Genomic DNA, 24,842 nt, shown 5'->3' with positions numbered 1-24,842 from the left:
GGCCCCGGCGTCCGGAGCCCATCAACGTGTCGAGACTTCCTCGATCCCCGATCATCGAGATGGCCGACGGCGCCGGCGGCAAGGCCAGCCGCCGGCTGGTGGAGGGGACGATCGTTCCGCTGCTGGGTGATGCCTGGAAGGGGACGCTGGCCGACTCGGCGGTACTGGACATCGGCCCCGGCCGGCTGGCGATGACGACCGATGCGTTCGTCGTCCGCCCCTTGCGGTTCCCGGGAGGGTCGATCGGGGAGCTTGCGGTCAACGGCACGGTCAACGACCTGGCGATGGCCGGCGCCGGGCCGGTGGCGCTGGTGGCGGCCCTGGTGATCGAGGAGGGGACGGCGGTCGAAACGGTCGAGGCCGAGCTTCGAGCGCTGGGAGAGGCCGCTGGGCGGGCGGGCGTTCCCGTGGTGGGGGGCGATACGAAGGTGGTCGAGCATGGGAAGGGGGACGGGCTGTATGTCTCGACGACGGGCCTGGGCCGGGTGCTCGAGGGGGTCGCGCTCGGGCCGGATCGGGTCCGGGAAGGGGACCGCGTTCTGCTCTCGGGGCCGATCGGCGACCACGGCATCACGATCCTGTTGGCCCGAGGAGAGGTGGACCTGGAGGCCGACCTGAGGTCGGACTCCCGGCCGGTCTGGCCGCTCGTCCGCCCGCTTTTGGAGGAGGATCCGGGAGCCGTCCGATGGCTTCGGGACCCGACCCGGGGAGGAGTGGCGTCGGCGTTGAACGAGCTGGCGAGGGACCGCGGCCTGGCGGTCGTGCTGGAGGAGGCGGCGATCCCCGTTCGGGAGCCCGTGCGGGGGGCGTGCGAGCTGCTCGGGCTGGATCCGCTGCATGTGGCCAACGAGGGGCAGTTCCTGGCCGTGGTCGCTCCGGGAGCGGCCGATCGGTTGCTCGATCGGCTCCGGTCGATCCCCGGCGGCGAGGGGGCGGCGATCGTCGGCACCCTCCGCGAGGGGCCCGCTCGGGCGGTCCTGGCCGAGACGCCCTATGGCGGGACCCGGATCGTCGACCTGCTCGAAGGGGACCCGCTCCCCCGCATCTGCTGATCGGGAGGGGAGGGGAGGCTGTCGCTCGGGGCGGTGCGCGCGGCGAGGGCGATTGGGAGAACGGGCGAATGGCGAGGGGCCACTTGCCCGCCCCTCGGCGAGCCGGTAGACTTCGAGAGTGAGGGCGTCGCTCGCGAGCGGCGACGTCGAGATCGGCTAAGACAGCCCCGTCGAGCGCGTTCGTCGCTCGGTCGGGGCTTTTTTTTATATCCTGGTGCCCGATCGCATCGGTCGAGGGGCGGGGGACCCTCGTTCCGGGCGGCCGGGAGGGCGGACGATCGGCGAGGGCGGTGCGGGCTCCGGCCCGGGCCGAAACCGAGCGGGAGGTCCGAGGTGGACAGACGATCGGTGACGATCGATGGCAACGAGGCCGCGGCCCATGTCGCCCACCTGACGAGCGAGGTGATCGCGATCTACCCGATCACTCCCGCGTCGCCGATGGGGGAGCTGGCCGACGCCTGGTCGGCGGCGTCCCGGCCGAACATCTTCGGCGTCGTCCCCGACGTGATCGAGATGCAAAGCGAGGCGGGGGCCGCCGGGGCGGTGCACGGGAGCCTGCAGGCCGGAGCGCTGACGACGACGTTCACGGCGTCTCAGGGCCTGCTGCTGATGATCCCGAATCTGTTCAAGATCGCGGGAGAGCTGACGTCGACGGTCTTCCACATCGCCGCGCGGTCGGTCGCGACGCACGCGCTCTCCATCTTCGGCGACCATAGCGACGTGATGGCGTGCCGGTCGACCGGCTGGGCGATGCTCGCCTCCTCCTCGGTGCAGGAGGCCCAGGACCTGGCGATGGTCGCCCAGATGGCCACGCTGGAAGGGCGCGTGCCGGTCCTGCACTTCTTCGACGGCTTCCGCACGTCGCACGAGGTGAACAAGATCGAGCAGCTCACGCCCGACGACGCCAGGGCGCTGATCGACAAGGACCTCGTCCGCGCCCACCGGGAGCGGGCGATGTCTCCCGACCGGCCGGTTCTGCGGGGGTCGGCCCAGAACCCCGACGTCTTCTTCCAGGCGAGGGAGGCGAGCAATCCGTTCTACGACGCGATGCCGGGGATCGTGCAGCGGGCGATGGACCGCTTCGCCGATCGAGTGGGCCGCCGATATCGTCTGTTCGACTACGAGGGGGCGCCCGACGCCGACCGGGTGGTCGTGGTGATGGGGTCGGCGGCGGGGACGGTTTCCCAGGCGGTTTCCTATCTGAACGGCCGAGGCGAGAAGGTCGGCGTGGTGAAGGTCCGCCTGTTCCGGCCGTTCTCGGTGGAGGCGTTCGCGGAAACGCTGCCCGAGACGGTGCGGTCGATCGCGGTGCTCGACCGGACAAAGGAGCCGGGAGCGATCGGCGAGCCGCTCTACCAGGACGTGGTGACGGCGCTGGTCGAGGCCCGAGGGGGCGACGGAGCGATGCCCCGGGTGCTCGGAGGGCGGTACGGCCTGTCGTCGAAGGAGTTCACGCCGAGCATGGCGGTGGCGGTCTTCGACGAACTGAAGGCCGAGGCGCCGAAGCGGCGGTTCACCGTGGGGATCGTCGACGACGTGACCCACCTGAGCCTGAAGCACGACCCGGCGCTCTCGACCGAGCCGGACGACGTGACCCGGGCCATCTTCTACGGCCTGGGCAGCGACGGCACCGTGGGGGCGAACAAGAACTCGGTGAAGATCATCGGCGAGCAAACGCCGCTGTATGCCCAGGGGTACTTCGTCTATGACTCGAAGAAGTCGGGGGCGATCACCATCTCGCACCTGCGGTTCGGGCCGAGGCCGATCGACTCGCCGTACCTGATCACCCGGGCGAACTTCGTGGCCTGCCACCAGGAGGCGTTCCTGGAGCGCATCGACGTGCTGGAGGCGGCCGAGCCCGGCGCCACGTTCCTGCTGAACTCCTCGAGAGGCCCGGAGGAGGTCTGGGACACGCTGCCGGCGGAGCTACAGCGGGAGATCGTCGAGAAGAGGCTGAAATTCTTCGTTGTTGATGCCTACCGGGTCGCCTCCGAGGCCGGGCTCGGCCCCCGGATCAACACGGTGATGCAGACGTGCTTCTTCGCCCTGGCGGGGATTTTGCCGAAAGAGGAGGCGATCGCGCACATCAAGGACGCGATCCGGAAGACCTACGGCCGTCGCGGCGATGTGGTGCTGGAGCGGAACTTCGCCGCCGTGGACGCGGCCCTGGCCGCGCTGCACGAGGTCGCGGTGCCGGCTGAGGTGACCGGATCCCGGCACCGCTTGCCGACCGTCTCGGGAAACGTGCCCGACTTCGTGGCCAGAGTGACGGCCCTGATGATGGCGGGCAAGGGGGACTTGCTGCCGGTCAGCGCCCTGCCGGTCGACGGCACCTTCCCGACCGGCACGGCGAAGTATGAGAAGCGGAGCATCGCCCAGGAGATCCCGATCTGGGATCCGGACCTTTGCATCCAGTGCGGGCTGTGCGCATATGTTTGCCCCCACGCGACGATCCGCACCAAGGTGTTCGACCCCTCCGCGCTGCGGGGACTCGACGGCAAGGCCGGAGAGTTCCCGAGCCGGCCGTGGAAGGGGAAGGAATTCCCGGGGCAGCACCTGAGCATCCAGGTCTATCCCGATGACTGCACGGGATGCGGCGTCTGCGTGGACATCTGCCCGGCCGTGAGCAAGGAGGTGGCGAAGCACAAGGCAATCAACATGGAGGCGAAGACCGAGAACGTGCTCCGCGTCGAGCGGGCCCGGCTGGAGGTCTTCGAGGCGCTCCCCTTCGCCGACCGATCGGCGGTGAAGGCGGAGACGGTGAAGGGCTCGCAGTTGCTCCAGCCGCTCTTCGAGTTCTCCGGCGCCTGTGCCGGCTGCGGCGAGACGCCGTACCTGAGGCTGATGAGCCAACTCTTCGGCGACCGGGCGATGATCGCCAACGCCACCGGCTGCTCGTCGATCTACGGCGGCAACCTGCCCACCACGCCTTACGCCACCAACGCCGAGGGACGCGGCCCGACCTGGTCGAACTCCCTGTTCGAGGACAACGCGGAGTTCGGCCTCGGCTTCCGCCTGGCGGTCGACCAGCTAGAAGAGTACGCCCGTACCCTGCTGCGGGGGTTCTCCGCGAAGGTCGGCGACGACCTCGTGCGGGCGATCCTCGAGGCCGATCAGCGCGAGGAGGACGGCATCCGGGCGCAGCGAGAGCGGGTGGCCGCCCTGAAGCGGGCGCTCGAGGGTGTCGAGGGGGCCGAGGCGGCCTCGCTGGTCGCCGTGGCCGATGCGCTGGTGCGTCGCAGTGTCTGGATCGTGGGAGGAGACGGCTGGGCCTACGACATCGGTTTCGGCGGCCTCGACCACGTGTTGACCTCGGGAAGGGACGTGAACATCCTCGTGCTGGATACGGAGGTGTACTCGAACACGGGAGGCCAGGCGTCGAAGGCGACCCCGAGGGGAGCGGTGGCGAAGTTCGCGGCCCAGGGGAAGGGGGTCGCGAAGAAGGACCTGGGGATGATCGCCGTCGACTACGGCAACGTCTACGTCGCCCAGGTGGCGATCGGGGCCAACCCGCTGCAAACGCTCAAGGCGTTCCGGGAGGCCGAGTCGTACCCGGGCGTCTCGCTGATTCTGGCCTACAGCCACTGCATCGCGCACGGGATCCCGATGGCGACGGCGATGTCGCATCAGAAGGACGCGACCGCTAGCGGCTACTGGCCGCTCTTCCGGCACGACCCGAGGCTCGCCGGCGAGGGGAAGACCCCCTTCCACCTCGACAGCCGCAAGCCGACCCTGCCGTTCCAGGAGTTCGCCATGAAGGAGGCGAGGTACGCGATGCTCTCCCGTACCGACCCAAGGCGCGCCGACTTCCTGCTGCGACTGGCCCAGCGCGACATCGACGAACGCTGGCATTTCTACGAACAGATGGCCGGGGTCGAGCGCACGGTCCCCGAGCGGGGCGTGGTGGGGGTGGTGTCATGAGTGTCGATCTCAGCACGCGATACCTCGGGCTGGATCTGGCCCACCCGATCGTCGTCTCGGCCTGCTCGCTGGGCTTCGATCTCGGGAACCTGAAGCGGATGGAGGACGCCGGCGCCTCGGCGATCGTCCTGCCCTCGCTGTTCGAGGAGCAGATCGTGCACGACCAGCTCGCCGTGCACGAGTTCTACGAGTTCACCTCGGAGAAGTTCCCCGAGGCGCTCTCGTTCTTCCCCGAGATGAACGACGACAACACCGGGCCCGAGGCGTACCTCCGCCTCGTGGAATCGGCCAAGCGGTCGCTCGGCATCCCGGTCATCGGCAGCTTGAACGGCAACTCAACCGGAGGCTGGATCCGCTACGCGAAGCTGATCCAGGACGCCGGCGCCGACGCGCTGGAGCTGAACGTCTACCGGGTGGTCACCGACTCGCACGACGACGCGATCGCGGTCGAGGCGCAGGATCTGGAGCTGGTGACCGAGGTCTGCCGGTCGGTGTCGATCCCGGTGGCGGTGAAGATCGGGCCGTACTTCTCGTCGCTGCCGAACTTTGCCGTCCGGCTGGCCGGTGCCGGGGCGAGCGGCCTGGTGCTGTTCAACCGATTCTACCAGCCGGACATCGACCTGGAGACGCTCCGGGTCGTCCCGAGGCTGGTGCTGAGCACCAGCGACGAGGTCCGGTTGCCCATGCGCTGGATCGCCGTCCTCTACGGCCGGGTGCGGGCCTCACTCGCGGCGACGACCGGCGTGCACGAGCCGCAGGACGTGCTGAAGCTGCTGCTCGCCGGAGCCGACGCGACGATGGTCGCCTCCGCGCTGTACCGGAGGGGGATCGGACACCTGAAGGTGCTGGTTGAGGGCACCCGGGCGTGGCTGGAGGAGCGGGACTACCTCTCCGTCGGCCAGATGAAGGGGAGCATCAGCCAGATCAACGCACCGGATCCCGAGGCGTTCGAGCGGGCGAATTATATCAAGACCCTCGTTAATTACACGGGGAACGGGGCGATCTCCTGAGCCTCGGCCCCGAGGAGGGCCTCACCGTGTTCCGAACCGCCGGAACGACCCGGAGCCCGAGAGCGGGGGCGGTCGCCTCCCCTGGGGAGGACGCCGCCCGGTTCGAGGTGATCGACCTGGAGATGAAGCGGCATCGCTTCCGCCAGGACGCGCTGATCGAGGTCCTGCACGTGGCGCAGGAGGCCTTCGGCCTGCTGCGCGACGACGTGCTGCTGCACATCGCCCGGGGGCTGGAACTGCCCCCGAGCCGGGTTTTCGGAGTGGCCACGTTCTATCATCTGTTCACCTTCGCTCCCCGTGGGGAGCACTCCTGCACGGTCTGCACCGGGACGGCCTGCTTTGTGAAGGGAGCCGAGCGGCTGCTGGCGATCGTGGAGGAATTGACCGGGGGCCGAGCGGGGGAGACCACTCCCGACGGCCGGTTCTCGCTGGCGACGACCCGCTGCACGGGATCGTGCGGCCTGGCGCCGCTGGCGATCTTCGACGGCGAGGTGGTGGGCCACCTGTCGGAGGAGGAGGTCGCCCGCAGGGTGGGAGGATGGACCGGTCATGGATCTGAATGACCTGATCGCGCTGGCCGACCGCGAACGAGCGGACCGGGCGCCGGTTGAGCTGGGCGTGTGCCTCGCGGCCAGTTGCCAGTATTCGGGAGCAGAACAGATCTGCCGGAGCCTCTCGGAGACGGTCGTCGCGGGGGGGCTGGCGGGCCGGGTCCGCGTCCGGAAGGTCGGCTGCCTGCGCCTTTGCAGCGAGGGCCCGCTCGTGAGGGCCGAGGGGGAGGGGACGCCTCCGGTCCTCTACCGCAAGGTGACCGCCGAGCAGGCCCCGGCGATCGCCCGGGCGGCCGGCGGGGCCCCCGCCGATGGCGTGGCGACGGCCGACCTGAACGCCCCCTTCTTCTCGATGCAGCGGTCGATCGTCCTGGAGAACACCGGGAGGGTGGAGCCCGAACGGATCGAGTCGGCCATTGCCGCCGGTGCCTACCGATCGCTGTCTCTCGCCCTGCACGAGATGAGCCCCGAGGCGGTCGTCGATGAGATCACCCGGAGCGGCCTGCGCGGGAGGGGAGGCGCCGGCTACCCGACCGGCCTGAAGTGGGCGACCGTCGCCAAGATGCCGCCCGGCCAGAAGTACGTCGTCTGCAACGCCGACGAGGGGGATCCCGGCGCCTTCATGGACCGGAGCGTCCTGGAGAGCGACCCACACCGGGTGATCGAGGGAATGGCCATCGCCGCCTTCGCCGTGGGAGCCGACCAGGGGTTTATCTACGTCCGAGGAGAATACCCCCTGGCGATCGAGCGGCTCGACACGGCGATCCGACAGGCGAGGCGCCTCGGCCTGATCGGCAGCGACATCTTCGAGTCGCCGTTCGACTTCCGGGTCGACCTGAGGATCGGGGCCGGAGCGTTCGTCTGCGGCGAGGAGACGGCGCTGCTGCAGTCGATCGAGGGCCGGCGCGGCCAGCCAAGGCCCAGACCCCCGTACCCGGCCGAGTCGGGGCTCTGGGGCTGCCCGACCCTGATCAACAACGTGGAGACATTCGCCAATGTCCCCGCGATCATTCGCGAGGGAGCCGACTGGTTCGCCGGCATCGGCACCCAGGGGAGCAAGGGAACAAAAGTCTTTGCCCTGGCCGGGAAGGTCCGGAACACGGGCCTCGTCGAGGTTCCCATGGGAATGACGCTGCGCGCGATTGTCGAATCAATCGGCGGCGGCCCCCCCGAAGGGTCGACGATCAAGGCCGTCCAGACGGGGGGGCCGTCGGGAGGTTGCATCCCGAGCGATCTCTTCGACACGCCGGTCGAGTACGAGGCCCTCAAGGCGCTGGGCTCGATCATGGGCTCGGGAGGCATGATCGTCATGGACCAGCACGACGACATGGTCGCCCTGGCTCGGTACTTCATGGGCTTCTGCATGGACGAGTCGTGCGGCAAGTGCGTTCCCTGCCGATCGGGGACCGTGCAACTGTACCGGATGCTCGACCGGATCGAGCGCGGGGTTGCCGCTCCCGAGGAGCTCGAGCGGCTGGAGGCGCTGTGTGACATGGTCAAGCACGCCAGTCTCTGCGGGCTGGGTCAGGCGGCCCCGAACCCGGTACTGAGCACCTTGCGCTTCTTCCGGCATGAGTACGAGGCGAAGCTGATCGGGAAGAACGGCGAGGGAACCCACTCTCCGATCGCGAGGTGAAGCGATGGCCGTTACGACCCTTCGGCTCAACGGGGCGATGATCAGCGCCCGGGAGGGCCAGACGATCCTGGAGGCCGCTCGGGAGGCGGGAACTCGCATCCCGACGCTCTGCCACCTCGACGGAGTGAGCCCCGTCGGCGCCTGCCGGCTCTGCCTGGTGGAGGTGAACGGCCGGCTGATGCCGTCTTGCGTCACGAAGGCGGCCGAGGAGATGGACGTGCGGACGGACACGGAGCAGCTCCGGGAATACCGGAAGATGATCGTCGAGCTGCTGTTCGCGGAGCGGAACCATGTCTGCTCGGTTTGCGTGGCCGACGGCCACTGCGAGCTGCAGAATCTGGCGGAGGAACTAGGGGTTGATCATATTCGCTTTGATTACCTCGCCCCGGAGTGCGGCGTCGACCTGTCGCACGACCGCTACGGCCAGGACGACAACCGCTGCATCCTCTGCACGCGATGCGTGCGGGTTTGCGACGAGGTCGAGGGTGCGCACACCTGGGACGTGGCGGGCCGGGGCGCTCGGTCCCGGGTCATCACCGACCTGGACCGGCCGTGGGGGGAGTCGAGCACCTGCACCTCCTGCGGCAAGTGCGTGATGGCCTGCCCAACGGGGGCGCTGTTCCACCGGGGGGCGTCGGTCGCCGAGAACGTCCACGACCGCGCGATGCTCCGCTTCCTGATCACGGCCCGGGAGGAGAAGCGATGGACCGTCTGAGGCTGGCGACGGTCTGGCTCGGCGGATGCTCGGGCTGCCACATGTCGTTCCTCGACACGGACGAGTTCCTGCTGGAACAGGCCGATGTGGCCGAGGTGGTCTACTCGCCGCTGGTCGACGCCAAGGAGTACCCCGAGGGCGTGGACGTCGTGCTCGTCGAGGGGGCGGTCTGCAACGTGGAGCACCTGGCGATGATCCAACGGGTGCGGGAGCGGACCCGGCTGGTCGTTGCCTTCGGCGACTGCGCCGTGACGGGGAACGTGACCGCCTTGAGGAACCCGCTGGGAGGGGCGCTGCCGGTGCTGGAGCGGGCCTACCTTCGGGCCTCCGACCCTCCCGGCGCGATTCCGGAGGCGTCGGACACGGTGCCCGAGCTGCTGGATCGCGTGGTGCCGGTGCACGCGATCGTGCCGGTCGACGCCTTCCTGCCGGGCTGCCCGCCGTCGGGACCGACGATCCGGGCGGCGCTGGAGCGAATGATCGCGGGGGAGCCGGTCGACCTCCCGGGGCACCGCATCCACTTCGGCGGATATGGGCAGCCGCCCTCGCCCGACGGAGCAGAGGCGATGCCCTCGAGGGCCTTCCGGGGCGGCCGGCCTCGGGGCGACTGAGAGGAGGGGAAGGGAGGCGTGACGATGGGGCGTCGGATCGTGATCGATCCCGTGACCCGGATCGAGGGGCACGCGAAGATCAGCATCTTCCTGAACGACGATCATTCGGTCGCCGACGCGAGGTTCCACGTCGCCGAGTTCCGCGGCTTCGAGCGGTTCTGCGAGGGGAGGCCGCTCTGGGAAATGCCCGGACTGACGGCTCGGATCTGCGGCATCTGCCCGGTCAGCCACCTGATGGCCTCGGCCAAGGCGGGGGACGCGATCCTGGCGGTCAAGATCCCCCCGGCGGCGGAGACGCTGCGCCGGTTGATGAACTTAGGGCAGATTGTTCAGTCGCATGCGCTGAGCTTCTTCCACCTGAGCGGGCCGGACCTGCTGCTCGGCTTCGACGCCGACCCCGCCGGGCGGAACGTCTTCGGCCTCGCCCGGGCCAACCGAGAGGCGGCGCTGCGGGGCATCCGGCTACGGCAATTCGGCCAGGAGATCATCGAGCGGCTCGGCGGTCGGAAGATCCACCCGAGCTGGTGCGTGCCGGGGGGCGTCCGGGCGGCGCTGACGGTCGAGGGACGAGATCGGATCAAGGCTCGACTCCCCGAGGCGGAGGAGGCGGCCCGGTATGCTCTGGGGCTGATGAAGGGGCTGCTCGACCGCTTCGCCGACGAGGCGTCCTGTTTCGGCAACTTCCCGACGCTGTACTGCGGCCTCGTCGCGCCGGACGGCTCCTGGGAGCACTACGACGGGAGGCTCCGGCTCTCCGACGCCCAGGGGAACATCCTGGTCGACTCGCCCGGGGCCGACGTCTACCGGGAATTCATCGCGGAGGTGATCCAGCCGGACTCGTATCTGAAGTCTCCCTACTATCGCCCTCTGGGGATCCCCGGGGGCATGTACCGGGTCGGCCCGATCGCCCGCCTGAACCTGTGCGATCGGATGGGGACGCCGCTGGCCGACGCCGAGCTGACCGAGTACCGCCAGCGGGGCGGGCGGATCGTCTCGTCCTCGTTCTGGTATCATTATGCAAGACTGATCGAAATTCTTGCGAGCATTGAGCGCATCGGCCGCCTGATCGACGACCCCGATTTGCGATCCGACCGGCTGCGGGCCGAGGCGGGCATCAACGCGACCGAGGGCGTGGGGGTGAGCGAGGCCCCTCGGGGGACGCTGTTCCACCACTATCAGGTCGATCGGGACGGGCTCATCCGCTCGGTGAACCTGATCATCGCCACCGGGCAGAACAACCTGGCGATGAACGCCACGGTGCTCCAGATCGCCCGGCGTTACATCACCGGGCCGACGATCCCGGAGGGGGTGCTCAACCGCCTGGAGGCGGGCATCCGAGCGTTCGATCCCTGCCTGAGCTGCTCGACCCACGCCCTCGGCCAGATGCCGATGGTAGTCCGGCTCGTCGGCCCGGACGGGGACGTGCTCCACGAGGAGAGGCGAGACTGATGGAGACGCTCGATGCCGCGTCCGTCCTTGTGATCGGCTTCGGCAATCCGATGCGACGGGACGACGGGGTGGGGCCGAGCGTGGCCCAGGCCGTCTCGAGGTGGTGCATCCCGGGGGTGGAGGCGATCGAGGCCCATCAACTGCTCCCCGAGCTGGCCGAGCCGCTGGCGAAGGCCCGGCTGGCGGTCTTCGTTGATGCCCGGATCGCCGGGGAAGGGGAGGGGGATCGGGTCGAGGCCCGCCCGATCGCGCCGGCCGATGGACGTGAGACGATCGGACATGTGAGTGACCCTCGACGCCTGCTCGCCCTCTCCCGGGAGGTGTTCAGCCGGTCTCCCGAAGCGTGGTTGATCACCGTCCCTGCCGTCGATCTCTCGATCGGTGAGGGGCTTTCCCCAGACGCCCGGCAGGGGCTGCGGGAGGCGATGCGGTGGATCTCCAGGCTGCTGGTGCCGATCGATCGCAGACCGATCCGGCGGCGATCACCGGGCCTCGGGTCGCTTTCGAGCCGATCTAGACCAAGGCCGGCGGACGAGTCAGGTGTCAGGCCGCCCTCGCGCTCGGGAGCATCGACCCGTCCCGATTGGCCCTGAGACGAGAGGGGAACGACCGCCCGGTTCCCCGGTCCTCGAGAAATCGTCGAATTGGAGATCATTTATGAGATTGGGGCCCCGAGAACCGATCTCGCCCAGGACCAGCCTGTGGGAAGACCTGTTCCCCGGTCGCGACATCTCATTCGGAGCGCTGATCGAGGCACTGTCCGAACCGGAATCCGGACCTCACGCGGACAACTTCCTCTCCAACGAGGACTCGTTCCCCCGCGTCTCCGGAGAGTTGGAGCGCCGGGCGCCGGCGGGAGGGGTGTATCTCGGCGTGGGGCCGGACCAGAACTTCTCGTACATCGCGCGATGCCGGCCGGCGCTTTCGATTCTCCTCGATCATCGCAGGAGGAACCTGAGACTGCACCTGCTGCACAAGGCATTCTTCATGCTCTCGGGCGATCGGATTTCGTATCTCACCCGGCTCACCGCCCGCAGGCCGGGGCCGATGCCGGAGAACCCGACGGCCGATCGGCTCGTGGAGGCGTTCGGGGAGGCCCGGTTCGACGAGGACCTGCTCGGGAGGACGAGGGCGGAGGTCGTCGCGCTGCTGCGGCCGCTCGGAATCCTCGGCGAGGAGGAGTGGGACGATCTGGCCACCATCCAGGCGAGGATCGCCGGGCCCGGCTTGGACGCGAGGTTCCTGGCGCTGCCGATCTATCCGACCTTCGGGCAATTGATCCGCACCCCCGACCGAGACGGAAGGCCGGCGCACCTGCTGGCCCGAGAGGAGTCGTATCGGGCCGTCCGAGACGCCCAGCGGGCCGACCTGGTGGTCCCGATCGTGGCCGACTTCGCCGGGGAGGTCGCCCTTCCCCGACTGGCGGGCTGGCTCCGACGCCGAGGGATGAGCGTCTCGGTGGTCTACGTCTCCGACGTCGAGTTCTTCCTGATCCGGGCCGGCCGGTTCGACGCCTATGTCGCCAATCTCGACCGACTGCCGAGGAGCGAGGACGCCCTGATCGTCCGCTCCAGCACCCGGGAGATCGACCACCCCGATCGGGTGCCGGGAGACAGCTCCACCACGATCGTCTGCCCGCTCGGGGACTTCCTGGAGGAGGCGAAGGCGGGGAGGATCCGGTCGGTGGATGATCTGTTCGAGGTCGCTTGAGGGACGATCGGCGTTTCGGAACCTGGCTGGAGGATGAAGCGATTCTAGAGATCGGAGGGCGGAGATCGGAGATCTCAGATCGGAGGGCGGAGATCGGAGATCTCAGATCGGAGGGCGGAGATCGGATGGCGGAGCTTGGAACGCACCGATCTCGGCTGATCGCGGGGCGCCCGGATTGGTGATCGAGGAATCGAGGGGAATCCGGGGTCGGGGGGGCCGGGCGATCGGCCCGAGTCCTCCGATCATGGCGAGGGCTTTCCGCTGGCGTCGGCGTTGAGGATCAGCCGGGCCGCCTCGGAGAGGTCGGGGGCGACGAGGTCAGGATCGCGCAGGGGGCCTCGGCGCCATTCCGCTTCGTTGCCGTTGGCGATCAGGACCGACCGGCAGCCGGCTCGGTGGCCGGCCTCGACGTCGTCGAGGAGGTCGCCGACCATCCAGGACCGTCCCAGGTCGATCCCCAGCGCTCGGGCCGCCGCGACGAGCATCCCCGGCGCCGGCTTTCGGCATTCGCACGAAACCGCGTACGCCGAAACCGATCCGTCGGGATGGTGCGGACAGTAGCGAAACGAGGCTAGATTTACGCCCTCGGCGTCCAGCGTTTCGCGTAACCGCCGCTCGACCGGCCCGATCGCCGATTCCGGGAAATATCCCCGGGCCACTCCCGACTGGTTCGAGACGACGACGAGCAGATAGCCGGCCCCGGCCAGCGTGCGCAGGCCCTCGGCCGCCCCGGAGGAGAGTCGGATCCGGTCGGGGTCGACGTTGTAGGGGACGTTCTCGATGACGGTGCCGTCCTTGTCCAGGAACACGGCGCGGCGGGGGCTGCGGTTCATCCGGCGACGACTCTCCGGGGAGGTGGGGGCAGGGTCTCGAGGTCTCCCGGCTCGGGAGGACTGTGTGCGCTCGGGGATGACCGTGGCGACGGGGGGCGTCCAGGCGAATCGGATTGGGTCGTCCCCGTTCCTTGGCGCCTTCCCGGATCGGGCCGGGGGAACGAGCCGGAGACCGGGGCGGTCCGTCCGGGATTAGCCGGAAAGCCAGCGATCGAGGTGCTCGGCGACGAAGGCGTCATCGTTCAGGTCGGGGTAGGCCCGAGCGACGCGGTCGATCTCGTCGAGCTGGCCGGGGCCGAGACCCTCCTCGGGGTCGAGGCACCAGATCCCCTCGAGCAGCCCCTGGCGGCGGAGTACCTCGTGCAGCCCGGCGATGCAGCCGGCGAAGCCGTTGGCGACGTCGAAGAGGGCGGCGTTGGCGTCGGTCACCTGGGCCGAGAGGCGGAGCAGCTCGGCCGGTGCCCCCGCTTCCCGGGCCGAGCAGGCTCGGCAGGCCTCCAGGTGCTCGACGGCCCGGCGGGTCCAGACGGCCCAGTGGCCGAGCAGTCCTCCCGCGAAGCGAACCTCGGCCCAGCCGTCGCCGGATCGGACGCGGTAGGGCGTCAGCAGGTCGAGGATGATGTTGTCGTCGTTTCCCGTGTACAGGGCAATGTCGGTCCGGCCGGACTCCGCGACGGCCCGGACGACGTCGAGGGTGCGGTAGCGGTCGAACGGGGCGACCTTGATCGCGGCCACGGCGTCGAGCTCGGTGAACCGACGCCAGAAGCGGAACGAGAGCTCCGGCCCGCCCACGGCCCGCTGAAGATAAAAGCCGACCAGCGGCAGCACCTCGCCCACGGCCCGGCAGTGGGCGAGCATCGCGTCGTCGTCCGAGCCGGAGAGGGCCGCCAGGCTGAGCAGGCCGGCGTGGTAGCCGAGGTCGCGCAAGGCCTCGGCCTCGGCCACGGCCTGCGCCGTCGGGCCGCAGATGCCCCCAATGCGGATCATCGACCGGCCGAGCCGGGCATCGGCGCGGTCGAGCTCCTCCTTCGCCAGCTCGAGGACGGGGCGGAAGAGGCCGTGCTCGGGAGCCCGGATGGCGAACTGGGTGGTGTGCACCCCCACGGCCAGGCCACCCGCGCCGGCGTCGGCGTAATAGCGGATGAGCGCTCGCTGACGGCGCTCGTCGAGCGATCGAGCGGCGGTCAGGGCCAGCGGCATCGCGGGGATGACCGCACCGAGCAGGAGGGCATCCCGGATGGGGGAGGGCAGGGGGGCGGGCATCGGAGCGGGCTCCGGGGGGCTCGGGATGTCGGACGCGAGGTTCCGGACTCCGGGGGGGAGCGGCGGAGGGACGGGAAGGCTCTCGGCCGGGGGGGAGGCCGACCGCCGAGATCGCCCGAAGGGAGGGCACGGGAGGGTCAGAATTGGCCGTCTCGGACCTCGAAGCGGGTCGGCTTGTCGAGCATCGGCTGCCCGCGACGGAGCCAGTCGGCGACGAGGGTCAGCAGGCGGTCGGCGTCGATGCGGGGGGGGCCCATCAGGCGTCCGGCGAGCGAGGAGTCGCTGAGCAGGGCGTCGGGAGCCTCGACGCCGGTGATCCTCGCCTCCCGGCCCAGCAGCTCCTCGAAGCGCTCGGCGACCTTGCGCACCGACAGCGTCTCCGGCCCGGTGACGTTCAGCACGAACGGGGGGGAGCAGACGTGGTCGAACGCCGCCAGGGTCATCGCGTTGGCGTCCCCCTGCCAGATGGCGTTCAGGTGGCCCATCGCCACGTCGATCGGCTCGCCAGCGAGGACCTTGCGGCCAATGTCGACGAGCACGCCGTAGCGCATCTCGACGGCATAATTCAGGCGGATGATCGCCATCGGCGTCCCGGCCGCCCGGCTGAAGTGCTCCATGATCCGCTCGCGGCCGACGCAGCTCATGCCGTAGTCGCCCACCGGACGCAGCGGATCCGACTCCTTCGAGCCGCCGCTGTCGACCGGCACCAGCGGGTAGACGTTGCCGGTCGAGAAGGCCACGATCCGTCCCGAGCGATACTTGCGGCAGACCAGGCCGGGCAGGAAGCAGTTGACGGCCCAGGCGGTCGCCTGGTTGCCGGTGGCGCCGAACTTGAAGGCGGGCATGTGGACGACGTTCGGCACCTCGGGCAGCCGCTCGATCTGGTCGGGGTCGAGCAGGTCGCATCGGATCGGCTCGATGCCCCGGTCGCGGAGCCAGGCCTCCTTGCTCGGATCCGAGAACCGGGCGACGCCGATCACCCGCCGGGAGACGCCGGCGGCGTCGGAGGCCCTCCGGGCCATCCAGGCGAGGGTAGGGCCCATCTTGCCCGAGGCGCCGAGGACGATCAGATCGCCGTCGAGGCGGCGCATCGCCTCGACCACGCCAGGGGTCGGCTCGGAGAGCAACTCGTCGAGCTGGTCGACATCCCGGATCGAATCGATGGATTGGATCGTCTCTTGAGCCACGATGGACGCCCCGAGCCTGGAAGGAGCCTGGCCCGCCCCTCCGGCCGTCTCGGGGCGGTCGCCGTCGCCCCCCTACCGTGCCCCCGCCGCCCCTCCGAGTCAAGGGAGGGCCCGCCGATCCTCTCCTCCCCCCGGAGACAGGCCCGGCCCCGGGACGGGCTGGCATCCGTCCGATTCGCAGTTCCGAACCTCCGAACCGGTTCTGGGAGCGATGGCGCCCGGTCCGGTCTCGGGCCCGTCGCCGGAATTGCAGCCGGCCGTCGGATCAGATCGAATCGAATCGGATCGAATCGAATCGAATCGGATCGGATCGGATCGAGTCGGATCGCGAGCGACCTCCGCTCCCACCGGCCCCCCGACGCTCCCTTCGAGGATTTCTCGACGTCGAGGGACTTCCCCGAGAGGAACGCCGGCGCGCCATCGAGCCCGCCTCGCTCCGCGACCCCATCCGCCATCAGCCGTCTGGAAGGCCCTTGCCTCCGCTCCTCTGTTTCACCTGTTTCACCGTCCCTCTGCTCTTCCTACTCCTCCGCTCCTCCGCTCCTCTGCTCTTCTGCTCCTCTGCTCCTCTGCTCTTCTTACTCCTCTGCTCTTCCTACTCCTCCGCTCCTCCGCTCCATCCGCTGGCCCCCCATCGCGGCCGGTGCTAGACTGCCGGGATTGATCCGACCCCGGCCCGCCGGAGCATCCCCCGAGATGTCCTACACGCCCCTGGCCCCTGAGGCGATCGAGCGCCTCAAGGCGTACAACACACCGACGGTTTCCAACGCGATCGAGGTCTTCAACGTCCGCCCGAGGCACGTCGGCTTCCTGCCGCACCGCATCCGGAGCCTGACGCCGGGGCTCGGGGTGATGGTCGGCTACGCGGTGACCTCGCAGACCAAAGCGGCGCCCGACTCGAGCAAGGGGCCCGACCTGACGGCGGACTACCTCCGATACGTCGCCTCGCAGCCGGGGCCGAAGGTGGCCGTCGGGCAGGACCTGGACGACGAACCCGGCCTCGGCGCCCAGTTCGGCGAGGTGAACGCGACGATCCACAAGAAACTCGGCTGCGTCGGCCACATCACCGACGGCTGCCCGAGAGACGTCGATGAGGTCGAGGCGATGGGCTTCCACCTCTTCGGCCTGAACCTCTGCGTCAGCCACGCTTACGTCCGGCTCGTCGACTTCGGCAAGCCCGTCACCCTCGCCGGCGTCGAGATCAAGCCCGGCGACCTGATCCACGCCGACAAGCACGGCGTTTGCATCATCCCGATCGAGATCGCCGACCGAGTCGCCGACGCCTGCGCCCAGGTCGAGCAGCTCGAACGCCCGCTGCTCGATTGCTGCCGGGGAGACGACTTCGACCTGGAACGCTACATCCAGCTCCGGGCCGACATGAAGGCCAAGGTCCGGGAATGACGCACCGAATCCCCTCGGCGAGCGGGGGAACGAGGCGTCGTGTCGTGCCGAGTCGCGAGTCGCGGCGCGACGGCTCGGAGTCCGAGCCCGATCCGCTCGCCGGGGCCCTGCCCTGCCGACCCGAAGGCGACCGACGGGTCAGAGCGCCGCGTCCCCGGCCTGGGTGGTCCGGTGTCGGGAGATGATGACCGGCTCGAGCTGGCGCTGGTGGGCGATCGCCTCGTCCGGGCTCATGTCGTCGAACCACAGCCCGTCGGTGGTCCATCGGCCGTCCCGGTACTCGAACAGGGCGGTCGCCCGAGGGGAGGGGAGGTCGGAGAAGGGAGGGGGATCGAAGCGGACGGCGGCCAGGGCGTTGAGCGTCCGGGTCTTGCGGTCTCGGGCCCAGACGACATCGGGGCGCCAGTCCGCCTCCTCCCAGCGTTCCTGCTCCTCGGGGTCGAGGCGGCCGAGGGCGGCCAGGAAGCGGGCCTCGAGTCGTTCCCGCTGCTGGTGGAAGCGCTGGCGAGCCTTCTCGAACCCGATCTCCTCGCAGATTTCCCGGATCGGGCGGCGGAGGATCACATAGGCGATCGTCAACGAGGCCGGCAGCAACATCCCTGCGATGAGATACCTGGTCATGGCCGCTCCCCCGCGGGTCGCCAGGCGGAGATGATCGACCCATTCTAGATGACGCCGCGATCGCTCGGCAAGGCGCCGCCCCGATCGCTTCCCGACGGCCTCCGGGGCGAAGGCCGGGCCGGCGGGATCGCGATCAGGGAGAGGGCGGGGGAGGGGGCGATCATCCCTCCAGGAAGGCGGCGAGCGCGTCGAACCCGCGCTGCAGCGTGTCCATGCCGGTGGCGAAGGAGATCCGCACGTACCCCTCGGCGCCGAAGGCCGAGCCCATGACCATGGCGACCTTCGCCGAGGTCAGGGCCGCCTGGCAGAACGAGGTCGAGTCGGTCAGCTCGATCCCGCCGAGTGTCCGGCCGAAGTGGCGCTCGACGTTGAGGAAGGCGTAGAAGGCGCCCCGGGGAGGGGTGAAGCCGATGTCCTTCAGCCCGGCCACCCGGCCGATGACATACGCCCTCCGCTTGGCGAACTCGGCGATCATCCGCTCGATCGCGTCCTTCGGGCCCGTGATCGCCTCCAGGGCGGCCCACTGGCTGATCGAGCACGGGTTGCTCGTCTCCTGGCTCTGCAAGGCCCCCATGAACTTCGCCACGCTCAAGGGAGCGACCGCCCAGCCGATCCGCCATCCGGTCATGGCGTAGGTTTTGCTCACGCCCGAGATGGTCACGGTGCGGTCGGCCAGGCCCGGACGGAGGGCGGCGAAGCAGTGGGCCGAGGCGCCGTCGAAGGTCAGCTCCTCGTAGATCTCGTCGGAGAGCACGCCGACCTCGGTCTGGAGGACCGCGTCGGCCAGGGCCTCCAGCTGGGCGCGGTCGTAGACGGCTCCGGTGGGGTTGGAGGGGGTGTTGATCATCAGGAGCCGGGAGCGCGGCGTGACCGCCTCGCGGAACCGCTCGGGGGAGAGGACGAACCCCTCGGCCTCGGTGGTGGGGATGATCACCGGCTCGGCGCCGGTCAGGCGGACGAGCTCGGCGTAGCTCACCCAGTAGGGGGACGGGATGATCACCTCGTCGCCGGGGCCGCAAAGGGCCATCAGGGCGTTATGGATGGAATGCTTGGCCCCGTTGGAGACGATAACCTGCTGCGGATCGGTCGCCAGCCCGGCCGAAGTAGAATAGTGCCGGGCGATCGCGGCGCGAAGCTCGGGGATGCCGGCGGCCGGAGTGTAATGGGTCTTCCCGTCCCGGATCGCGCGCTCGGCCGCGGCGCAGACGTTCTCGGGAGTCGGGAAGTCGGGCTCCCCGAGCGTGAAGTCGAAGACCTCGACGCCTGAGGCCTTCAGGCGGGCCGCCTCGGCCGCCATCGCCATGGTCGCCGAGGGAGCCACCCATCGGGAACGTTCCGCCAAGCGGAGGGACATCGATCGCACCTTCTCCAGAGAACCGGGCCGAAACCTCTCGAATCGTGGGCCGGCCCCCGGCCGGCCTGCCACCGGGACTCCGCCGGGGCCGTTCCGGTTCGCCATTCTAGCAGCCCGAGGCGCCGGGGTCACTCGGGCCGTCGTCCGCCTCCCGGCTCATCCATTGCCGGAAAACATGATCCAGTCACGACAGATACGCCGAACCTCCCAGACTGGCTATTCTCGCTTGATCCCGCCGAGCCCGCAGTGTATGCTGCCAATTGAGCACAATGCCGCCCGCCCGGTGCTTTGCGCCTGCCGCCGCCGGGTCGAGGGCCTCGACGAGACGAGCAGCGCTGACGATTGCAGCACCGAGGCGAGGGGGAATTGTCGATGCGCCGGGTTGTGATCACCGGGATCGGGATCGTGGCGCCGAACGCCATCGGCCGCGTCGCCTTCAGCGAGGCGATCGCCGAGGGCCGCTCGGGAGTCGGCCCCATCGAGAGCTTCGACGCGACCGGCCTTCCCGTCCGGATCGCCGGCGAGGTGAAGAACTTCGACGTCACGCCCTACCTCGGCGAGCACAAGAAGAACGCCAAGGTGATGAGCCGGGCGGTGAACTTCGCGGTGGGGGCCGCCGCCCTGGCCGCCGAGGACTCGGGCATCGACCCCGAGAAGATCGACCCGACCCGCTTCGGCGTCTGCATGGGCACCGGCATCACCCCGATGGCTTTGGGGGAGCTGGCCGCCCCGCTGGCCACCGGGCTGGCCGGCGACGGCTCGCTGGACTGGAAGGCGTTCTCGCTGGCCCAGGCCGAGTCGATGTTCCCGCTCTGGCTCCTGAAGCACCTGCCCAACATGGCGGCGGCCCACATCTCGATTCTGCACCGGGCGATGGGGCCGAACAACACGATCGTCACCGCCTGTGCCGCGGGCACCCAGGCCGTCGGCGAGGCCTTCCGGCTGATCGCCCGGGGAGACGCCGACCTGATGCTCGCCGGCGGCTGCGACAGCCGGCTGGATCCGCTGCTGATCGTCGCCTACCAGGCCATGAACGCCCTGAGCCGGTCCACCCGGACCCCCTCCGAGGTCTCCCGTCCCTTCGACGGCGAGCGCGACGGCTTCGTCCTGGGAGAGGGGGCGGCGGTGCTCATGCTGGAGAGCTTGCAGCACGCCCGACGCCGCCGAGCGAAGATCTTCGCCGAGGTCATCGGCTACGGCTCCTCGTTCGACGCCTACGGCATCACCCGCCCGGAGCCCTCCGGCAAGGGGGCCGCCCTCTCCATCTCGGCCGCGCTGAAGGAGGCCCGGACCGACCCCAGCGACGTCGACTACATCAACGCCCACGGCACGAGCACGAGGCTCAACGACATCATGGAAACCAACGCCGTGAAGCGCGTCTTCGGGCACCGCTCGAAGACGATCCCGATCAGCTCGCAGAAGTCGATGGTTGGCCACCTCATCGGAGCCTCCGGCGCCCTGGAGGCGGCCGCCACCGCCATCACCCTCGACCGAGGCGTCATCCCCCCCACCATCAACCAGGCCACCCCCGACCCGAACTGCGACCTGGACTACGTCCCCAACACCGCCCGGGAGCTTCCCGTCCGAGTCGCCCTGTCCAACAGCTTCGGCTTCGGCGGCCAGAACGCCTCGCTCGTGATGACGCGCGTCTGACGGTCGGCCGGCCGGCCGGCCGGGGATCGCATGGCGTCAGGTTCGGATCGTGTCCCAGCGGGCGGCGGCGACGGTGCCGAAGAGGATGAGCGGGCCCCAGGCGGCGATCATCGGCGGGAGCACGCCGTTGCCGCCCAGGTAGGACGCGACGTTGATCGTCGCGAAATAGGCGGCCGAGGTGGCCAACGACAACCCGAGGTTGATGAACATGTTCCTCCCCTCGCCGCCGAGCACCAGCGGCAGCGAGAGGAACAACAGGGCCATGCTCATCAGCGGTCGGAGCATCCGAGCGTGGAGGAAGACGGCGATCTCCGTCTTCTCCGGGGCGTTGGCCGGGTCGGTCAGGGCGGCGATCAGCTCGCCGGTCGAGGCGTAGCGGAACCACTGCCGGTGGTCCCGGGTAATCGCCTTGAAGGAGACGCCGGTCTTGAGGAAGAAGGTCCGGCCGCCGAGGTCGGTCAGGCCGTCGAGCGAGGGGGGGAAGCCCTCCAGGCCGGCGGGGGTTTCCAGCTCGATCAGCAACTCCGGGTCGATCGCCGTGTCGGGAGGGGTGATCCGCCCCCGTCGCAGCAGCCAGCCGCCGGTGTGCGGGGCGGTCGGGTGCCCCTCGGGGATGTAAGCCGCCTCGGCGGCGTCGATCGTGGCGAAGGCCCCCTGGTTCGGCAACGGCAGGAAGGCGTGGAACTTGGTGACGATCTGCCGGTCGGGATCCCCCTTGCCGCCGGTGCCGACCCCGATGGACGTGTGGTTGGCGTCCTCCCGGGTGTGGATCTGGGTGATCTTCCTCCCCTCGAAGTGGGCCGGTTTTTGTTGCAGCTCGTCGGCGAGCTTCGGCATGACCAGCTCCTGATTGAGCACGGCCAGGCCGTTGACCAGGACCGCCGAGACGAGGATGGGCCGCACAACGCGCTTCGTGCCGATCCCGGCGGCGAGCATCGCCAGCAGCTCGTTGTTGCGCTGGATCCAGGTCGCGGTGAAGACGGCCGCCATCATGGCGATCACGCCGCTGAGCCGGTCGAAGAACAGGCTGGTGCGGACAAGGTAATACCGGCAAATCTTCGCCAGCAGGGCCGACCCGCTGGCGACCTGGGAGAACTCGTCGAAGTTGGCGAACGCGTCGATGACGACGATCAGGCCGACGAGCGAGACGTAGCAGATGATGTAGGCCTTCACGAAGGCCCAGTAGCGCTGCCTGTCCAGGATCCGCAGCATCCGGCCCCTCCGTGGACCTTCGGTCTCCGGTCCGAACGAACACCCCCCCGCCCCCGGCGCCGATCAGTGCCGCAGCACCGGCCGGAGCACCAGGCCACAGAGGATCGCCAGCACGAGGTTGCCGGCCCAGAGGGCCAGGATCGGCTCGACCATCCCCTCTTTGCCCAGGTTCACGCCGAAGAGGGTCAGGGGGTAGTAGATGGTGATGATTGGCAGGAAGCAGGCCATGAAGGCGCTGAGGAAGTCGCCCCGGGCCCGCCAGATGCCGACCGGCACGCCGAGCAGCGCGAAGAACAGGGGGCTGAAGGCGATGGCCACCCGCATCTGCTTCTCGGTCTCCAGCTTGTTGTACCGGGCCTCGGATTCCAGGGCGTAGACGATCGCCTCGCGCACGGTCGGCCAGTTGACCAGCCTCGGCCGGCCGGAGGCGATCCAGAGCGCCGCGGCGATCGACTGCCGGGCGCGCTCCTCGACCGACCGGCGGTAGCACTCGCGCTGCTCGTCGAGAATTTGGCCGGTCGTCAGCTCCTGGACCGTGCCGGCGAACCGCCCCCCCTGGTTGCCGGGCATGGGCAGCTCGAGCTGCTCCTTGTCGATCAGCAGGAAGTCGGGCCGCTTGGCGTCGCCGATGACGTAGGCGTCCTCCAGGCCGACGACGATCTTCTCCGCCTGCTTGTCGAATCGGATCGCGGCGCGGGCGGCGTAGATGTGCAGGTCGAAGGGGGCCTCGGCGTCGGGCGCCTTGTTCCGGTGCGAGAACCGGGCGCCGAGGAGGACCTTGTCCTCCACGTCCCGGACCTCGATCTTGAACGGCCAGAACGGGTTGTCGAAGGAACGCTCCTTCTTCAGGATGCGGTAGAACATCTCCTCCATGTTGCTCAAGAGCGCCGCCTTGGCCTGGTGCGTGGCCGAGGGGATCACGTCGTTGCTCAGCACGATCAGGCCGAGGCTGAGGATCACGCCGAAGAGAAACGACGGCAGCATCACCGTCATCGCCCCCTGGCCGGCGGCCTTGACGGCGAGCACCTCGTTATCCGAGGCGATTCTGCCGTAAACCACCGACACGGCGAACAGCAACGCCACCGGCGCGGTGTAGGGCAGCGTGCTCGGCACCGCCAGCGGCAGCATCAACAGGATTTCTCGTGGGCCGAGGCCGGTCTCGGCCGCCTTGGCGACGACGACGACGAGCACGAAGATGCTCGTGAGCATCAGCAAGGCCAGGATGAACGCCTTGGCCACCTGCCCCATGACGTATCGAGGCAGGATGCCGGTCGCGTAGCGGCGGAGCAATCCGTTCATCGCGCGATCCCTCGCCTCGCCTCGCCTCGCCCGCGTCTCTTCCCTGGCCGGCCGGGGCGTCCGATCCCCGGCCTGAGCACGCGATCCGCCGTGCGATCGTCGTTCCGACGCCTCAGGCGACGTGCTCGCCGCAACTCGCCAGGGCGCCGGCCAGGCGGCGGGCCCCCTCGCGCAACTGGTCTTCGTCCGGCACGCCGAAGCAGAGCCGGGCGTGGTTGGTGGGCACCGGGCCCGGCTCATCGGCGAAGGCGTACACCCCCGGCACGTAGAGCACCTCGTGCTCCAGGGCCCGGGAGAACAGCGGGCCGTCCTTGCCCGTGTCGAGCCACTCGGGCACCGTCAGCCAGATGTACAACCCTCCCGTCGGCACGGTCCAGCTCACCCCTTCGACGTCGCCGAGGTGCTCCTCCAGCGCCCCGAGCAGCACGTCGCACTTCGTGCGGTAGACCTCCCGGAGCCAGGCCACCTGGGCATCGTAGCTGCCGTCGGCCAGGGCACGGTCGAGCACCGCCTGGGCGAAGTTGTTCGAGCCGAAGTCGTGATCCCCCTTGAGGCTCAGCACCGGGTCGACCAGCGCCTCGGGCAGCACGCCGAAGCCGGTCTTCAGCCCCGGACTGAAGCTCTTGCTGAAGGTCCGGGCGAGGATGACGCACCGCCCCTCCTCGTCGTGCCGCCAGACGCTGGACGGCTCCCGGCCCGAGAAGCTCAGGCCTCGGTAGGCGGCGTCCTCGAGCACGAAGATCTGATGATCCTTCGACCAGCGGTTGGCCAGCTCCACCAGCGGCGCCCGGCGGTCCTCCGCCAGGCTGATGCCGGTCGGGTTGCTGTGCTCGCTGACGGTGTAGATCAGCTTGACCCGGGGCAGATCCCCCTCGGCCTCCAGCCGTTCCAGGGTCGCCTCCAGCGCCTCGAGGTTCAGCCCCCCCTGGTCCGTCTCGACGCCGATGACCCGAGCCCCCCGGGCCTCGATCAGCCCCATGAAGACGAAGTAGGTCGGCGACTCCACCAGCACGATGTCCCCCGGGTCGAGCAGCGCCTCGGCCACCAGGTAGAGCAACTGCTGCGAGCCGTTGGTTACGACCATCCTCGGCAGCACGCCCTCGAACTGGCCCGGCAGGGCGTTCTCCTCGAGCTCCAGCCGGCGGACGAGCCGGGAGCGGAGCGAGGGATCCCCAATCGTCGTCCCGTACTGCAGCGCCTTCCGGCCGCTAGCCGGGTCGCCGAGCACGGCGTCGACGGCGCGCCGGGTCGGGTCGATCGGCAGGGAGGCGGGGTCGACGAACCCGGCGGCCAGGGAGATCAGCCTCGGGTTGTCCAGCGCTCGCTTCATCAGGTCGCTGATCGGCGACCCTCCTCGGTCTCGG

General features: G+C 69.4%; 20 protein-coding genes. 12 read left to right on the top strand and 8 right to left on the bottom strand.

Features of this window, described 5'->3' with window-relative positions:
• The first annotated feature begins 59 nt into the window (after nt 1–59).
• The 10 genes from hypE (at nt 60) to TsocGM_RS18120 (ending at nt 12,655) form a co-directional block, all read left to right on the top strand.
• The gene (hypE, locus tag TsocGM_RS18165; protein ID WP_126726892.1) at nt 60–1,052 is read left to right on the top strand and encodes a hydrogenase expression/formation protein HypE; all 993 of its coding nucleotides are present in this window, start codon (nt 60–62) and stop codon (nt 1,050–1,052) included.
• 333 nt (nt 1,053–1,385) lie between these two features.
• Nucleotides 1,386–4,973, top strand: a complete 3,588-nt coding sequence (gene nifJ / locus TsocGM_RS18160) for a pyruvate:ferredoxin (flavodoxin) oxidoreductase (protein ID WP_126726881.1) — start codon at nt 1,386–1,388, stop codon at nt 4,971–4,973.
• The gene (locus TsocGM_RS18155; RefSeq protein ID WP_126726880.1) at nt 4,970–5,983 is read left to right on the top strand and encodes a dihydroorotate dehydrogenase-like protein; all 1,014 of its coding nucleotides are present in this window, start codon (nt 4,970–4,972) and stop codon (nt 5,981–5,983) included. Before nifJ ends, TsocGM_RS18155 begins: the two co-directional genes overlap by 4 nt.
• Nucleotides 5,984–6,009: 26 nt before the next feature.
• On the top strand, nt 6,010–6,546 hold the full coding sequence (hoxE, locus tag TsocGM_RS18150) for a bidirectional hydrogenase complex protein HoxE (RefSeq protein WP_199756821.1): 537 nt from the start codon (nt 6,010–6,012) through the stop codon (nt 6,544–6,546).
• Entirely contained in the window at nt 6,533–8,170 is a 1,638-nt protein-coding gene (gene nuoF, locus TsocGM_RS18145; RefSeq protein WP_126726879.1) for an NADH-quinone oxidoreductase subunit NuoF, read from the top strand. Before hoxE ends, nuoF begins: the two co-directional genes overlap by 14 nt.
• Nucleotides 8,171–8,174: 4 nt before the next feature.
• On the top strand, nt 8,175–8,885 hold the full coding sequence (gene hoxU / locus TsocGM_RS18140) for a bidirectional hydrogenase complex protein HoxU (protein WP_126726878.1): 711 nt from the start codon (nt 8,175–8,177) through the stop codon (nt 8,883–8,885).
• Nucleotides 8,873–9,496, top strand: coding sequence for an NADH-quinone oxidoreductase subunit B family protein (locus tag TsocGM_RS18135; protein ID WP_126726877.1), 624 nt, complete (start codon nt 8,873–8,875; stop codon nt 9,494–9,496). Before hoxU ends, TsocGM_RS18135 begins: the two co-directional genes overlap by 13 nt.
• 24 nt (nt 9,497–9,520) lie before the next feature.
• Nucleotides 9,521–10,945, top strand: coding sequence for a Ni/Fe hydrogenase subunit alpha (locus tag TsocGM_RS18130; protein WP_126726876.1), 1,425 nt, complete (start codon nt 9,521–9,523; stop codon nt 10,943–10,945).
• The gene (locus tag TsocGM_RS18125; protein WP_126726875.1) at nt 10,945–11,538 is read left to right on the top strand and encodes a hydrogenase maturation protease; all 594 of its coding nucleotides are present in this window, start codon (nt 10,945–10,947) and stop codon (nt 11,536–11,538) included. The genes TsocGM_RS18130 and TsocGM_RS18125 overlap by 1 nt, the downstream gene beginning before the upstream one ends.
• 64 nt (nt 11,539–11,602) lie before the next feature.
• The gene (locus TsocGM_RS18120) at nt 11,603–12,655 is read left to right on the top strand and encodes an LIC_10091 family protein (RefSeq protein WP_126726874.1); all 1,053 of its coding nucleotides are present in this window, start codon (nt 11,603–11,605) and stop codon (nt 12,653–12,655) included.
• Nucleotides 12,656–12,897: 242 nt separating this feature from the next.
• On the opposite strand, the gene TsocGM_RS18115 is transcribed toward TsocGM_RS18120, so the two are convergent.
• The 3 genes from TsocGM_RS18115 to TsocGM_RS18105 all read right to left on the bottom strand — a co-directional run bounded on the left by TsocGM_RS18115 (nt 12,898) and on the right by TsocGM_RS18105 (nt 15,938).
• Nucleotides 12,898–13,488, bottom strand: a complete 591-nt coding sequence (locus TsocGM_RS18115) for a D-glycero-alpha-D-manno-heptose-1,7-bisphosphate 7-phosphatase (protein ID WP_126726873.1) — start codon at nt 13,486–13,488, stop codon at nt 12,898–12,900.
• A gap of 192 nt (nt 13,489–13,680) precedes the next feature.
• Nucleotides 13,681–14,751 carry a dihydrodipicolinate synthase family protein gene (locus TsocGM_RS18110; protein ID WP_126726872.1) on the bottom strand — a complete coding sequence of 357 codons (1,071 nt, stop codon included), beginning with the start codon at nt 14,749–14,751 and terminating at the stop codon, nt 13,681–13,683.
• 137 nt (nt 14,752–14,888) lie between these two features.
• A complete protein-coding gene (locus TsocGM_RS18105; RefSeq protein ID WP_233579010.1) occupies nt 14,889–15,938 on the bottom strand; it encodes an NAD-dependent epimerase/dehydratase family protein in 1,050 nt (349 codons plus the stop codon).
• Between the two features lie 696 nt (nt 15,939–16,634).
• On the opposite strand from TsocGM_RS18105, the gene TsocGM_RS18100 reads away from it, so the two are divergent.
• Nucleotides 16,635–17,339 carry an RraA family protein gene (locus TsocGM_RS18100; RefSeq protein ID WP_126726871.1) on the top strand — a complete coding sequence of 235 codons (705 nt, stop codon included), beginning with the start codon at nt 16,635–16,637 and terminating at the stop codon, nt 17,337–17,339.
• A gap of 138 nt (nt 17,340–17,477) precedes the next feature.
• On the opposite strand, the gene TsocGM_RS18095 is transcribed toward TsocGM_RS18100, so the two are convergent.
• Together TsocGM_RS18095 and TsocGM_RS18090 are read right to left on the bottom strand one after the other, a co-directional pair.
• Nucleotides 17,478–17,960: a hypothetical protein gene (locus tag TsocGM_RS18095; RefSeq protein ID WP_126726870.1), complete on the bottom strand. Its 483-nt coding sequence runs from the start codon at nt 17,958–17,960 to the stop codon at nt 17,478–17,480.
• A 160-nt stretch (nt 17,961–18,120) separates the two neighbouring features.
• Nucleotides 18,121–19,314: a pyridoxal phosphate-dependent aminotransferase gene (locus TsocGM_RS18090; protein WP_126726869.1), complete on the bottom strand. Its 1,194-nt coding sequence runs from the start codon at nt 19,312–19,314 to the stop codon at nt 18,121–18,123.
• A gap of 372 nt (nt 19,315–19,686) precedes the next feature.
• On the opposite strand from TsocGM_RS18090, the gene TsocGM_RS18085 reads away from it, so the two are divergent.
• Complete coding sequence (locus TsocGM_RS18085; RefSeq protein ID WP_126726868.1) at nt 19,687–20,967, top strand: beta-ketoacyl-[acyl-carrier-protein] synthase family protein; 1,281 nt, start codon at nt 19,687–19,689, stop codon at nt 20,965–20,967.
• A gap of 36 nt (nt 20,968–21,003) precedes the next feature.
• Here TsocGM_RS18085 and TsocGM_RS18080 read toward each other — a convergent pair whose 3' ends face one another.
• The 3 genes from TsocGM_RS18080 to TsocGM_RS18070 all read right to left on the bottom strand — a co-directional run bounded on the left by TsocGM_RS18080 (nt 21,004) and on the right by TsocGM_RS18070 (nt 24,808).
• Entirely contained in the window at nt 21,004–22,179 is a 1,176-nt protein-coding gene (locus tag TsocGM_RS18080) for an LptF/LptG family permease (RefSeq protein WP_233579009.1), read from the bottom strand.
• Nucleotides 22,180–22,242: 63 nt separating this feature from the next.
• Nucleotides 22,243–23,478 carry an LptF/LptG family permease gene (locus TsocGM_RS18075; RefSeq protein ID WP_158633619.1) on the bottom strand — a complete coding sequence of 412 codons (1,236 nt, stop codon included), beginning with the start codon at nt 23,476–23,478 and terminating at the stop codon, nt 22,243–22,245.
• 112 nt (nt 23,479–23,590) lie between these two features.
• Nucleotides 23,591–24,808: an aminotransferase-like domain-containing protein gene (locus TsocGM_RS18070; RefSeq protein WP_233579008.1), complete on the bottom strand. Its 1,218-nt coding sequence runs from the start codon at nt 24,806–24,808 to the stop codon at nt 23,591–23,593.
• Between the last annotated feature and the right edge of the window lie 34 nt (nt 24,809–24,842).

This window comes from Tautonia sociabilis, assembly GCF_003977685.1.
Lineage (GTDB): Bacteria > Planctomycetota > Planctomycetia > Isosphaerales > Isosphaeraceae > Tautonia > Tautonia sociabilis.
The sequence above is the reverse complement of the archived record's forward strand: the minus strand, read 5'-3'. Positions and strand labels throughout refer to the sequence as shown.

Coding starts and splice junctions, on each gene's coding strand:
- nuoF (WP_126726879.1), top strand. CDS start 6,533: ATGGATCTGAATGACCTGATCGCGCTGGCCGACCGCGAACGAGCGGAC.
- TsocGM_RS18090 (WP_126726869.1), bottom strand. CDS start 19,314: ATGTCCCTCCGCTTGGCGGAACGTTCCCGATGGGTGGCTCCCTCGGCG.
- TsocGM_RS18085 (WP_126726868.1), top strand. CDS start 19,687: ATGCGCCGGGTTGTGATCACCGGGATCGGGATCGTGGCGCCGAACGCC.
- TsocGM_RS18120 (WP_126726874.1), top strand. CDS start 11,603: ATGAGATTGGGGCCCCGAGAACCGATCTCGCCCAGGACCAGCCTGTGG.
- TsocGM_RS18110 (WP_126726872.1), bottom strand. CDS start 14,751: ATGCCCGCCCCCCTGCCCTCCCCCATCCGGGATGCCCTCCTGCTCGGT.
- TsocGM_RS18115 (WP_126726873.1), bottom strand. CDS start 13,488: ATGAACCGCAGCCCCCGCCGCGCCGTGTTCCTGGACAAGGACGGCACC.
- TsocGM_RS18135 (WP_126726877.1), top strand. CDS start 8,873: ATGGACCGTCTGAGGCTGGCGACGGTCTGGCTCGGCGGATGCTCGGGC.
- TsocGM_RS18125 (WP_126726875.1), top strand. CDS start 10,945: ATGGAGACGCTCGATGCCGCGTCCGTCCTTGTGATCGGCTTCGGCAAT.
- hoxU (WP_126726878.1), top strand. CDS start 8,175: ATGGCCGTTACGACCCTTCGGCTCAACGGGGCGATGATCAGCGCCCGG.
- hypE (WP_126726892.1), top strand. CDS start 60: ATGGCCGACGGCGCCGGCGGCAAGGCCAGCCGCCGGCTGGTGGAGGGG.
- TsocGM_RS18080 (WP_233579009.1), bottom strand. CDS start 22,179: ATGCTGCGGATCCTGGACAGGCAGCGCTACTGGGCCTTCGTGAAGGCC.
- TsocGM_RS18070 (WP_233579008.1), bottom strand. CDS start 24,808: ATGAAGCGAGCGCTGGACAACCCGAGGCTGATCTCCCTGGCCGCCGGG.
- TsocGM_RS18155 (WP_126726880.1), top strand. CDS start 4,970: ATGAGTGTCGATCTCAGCACGCGATACCTCGGGCTGGATCTGGCCCAC.
- TsocGM_RS18130 (WP_126726876.1), top strand. CDS start 9,521: ATGGGGCGTCGGATCGTGATCGATCCCGTGACCCGGATCGAGGGGCAC.
- TsocGM_RS18095 (WP_126726870.1), bottom strand. CDS start 17,960: ATGACCAGGTATCTCATCGCAGGGATGTTGCTGCCGGCCTCGTTGACG.
- TsocGM_RS18075 (WP_158633619.1), bottom strand. CDS start 23,478: ATGAACGGATTGCTCCGCCGCTACGCGACCGGCATCCTGCCTCGATAC.
- TsocGM_RS18100 (WP_126726871.1), top strand. CDS start 16,635: ATGTCCTACACGCCCCTGGCCCCTGAGGCGATCGAGCGCCTCAAGGCG.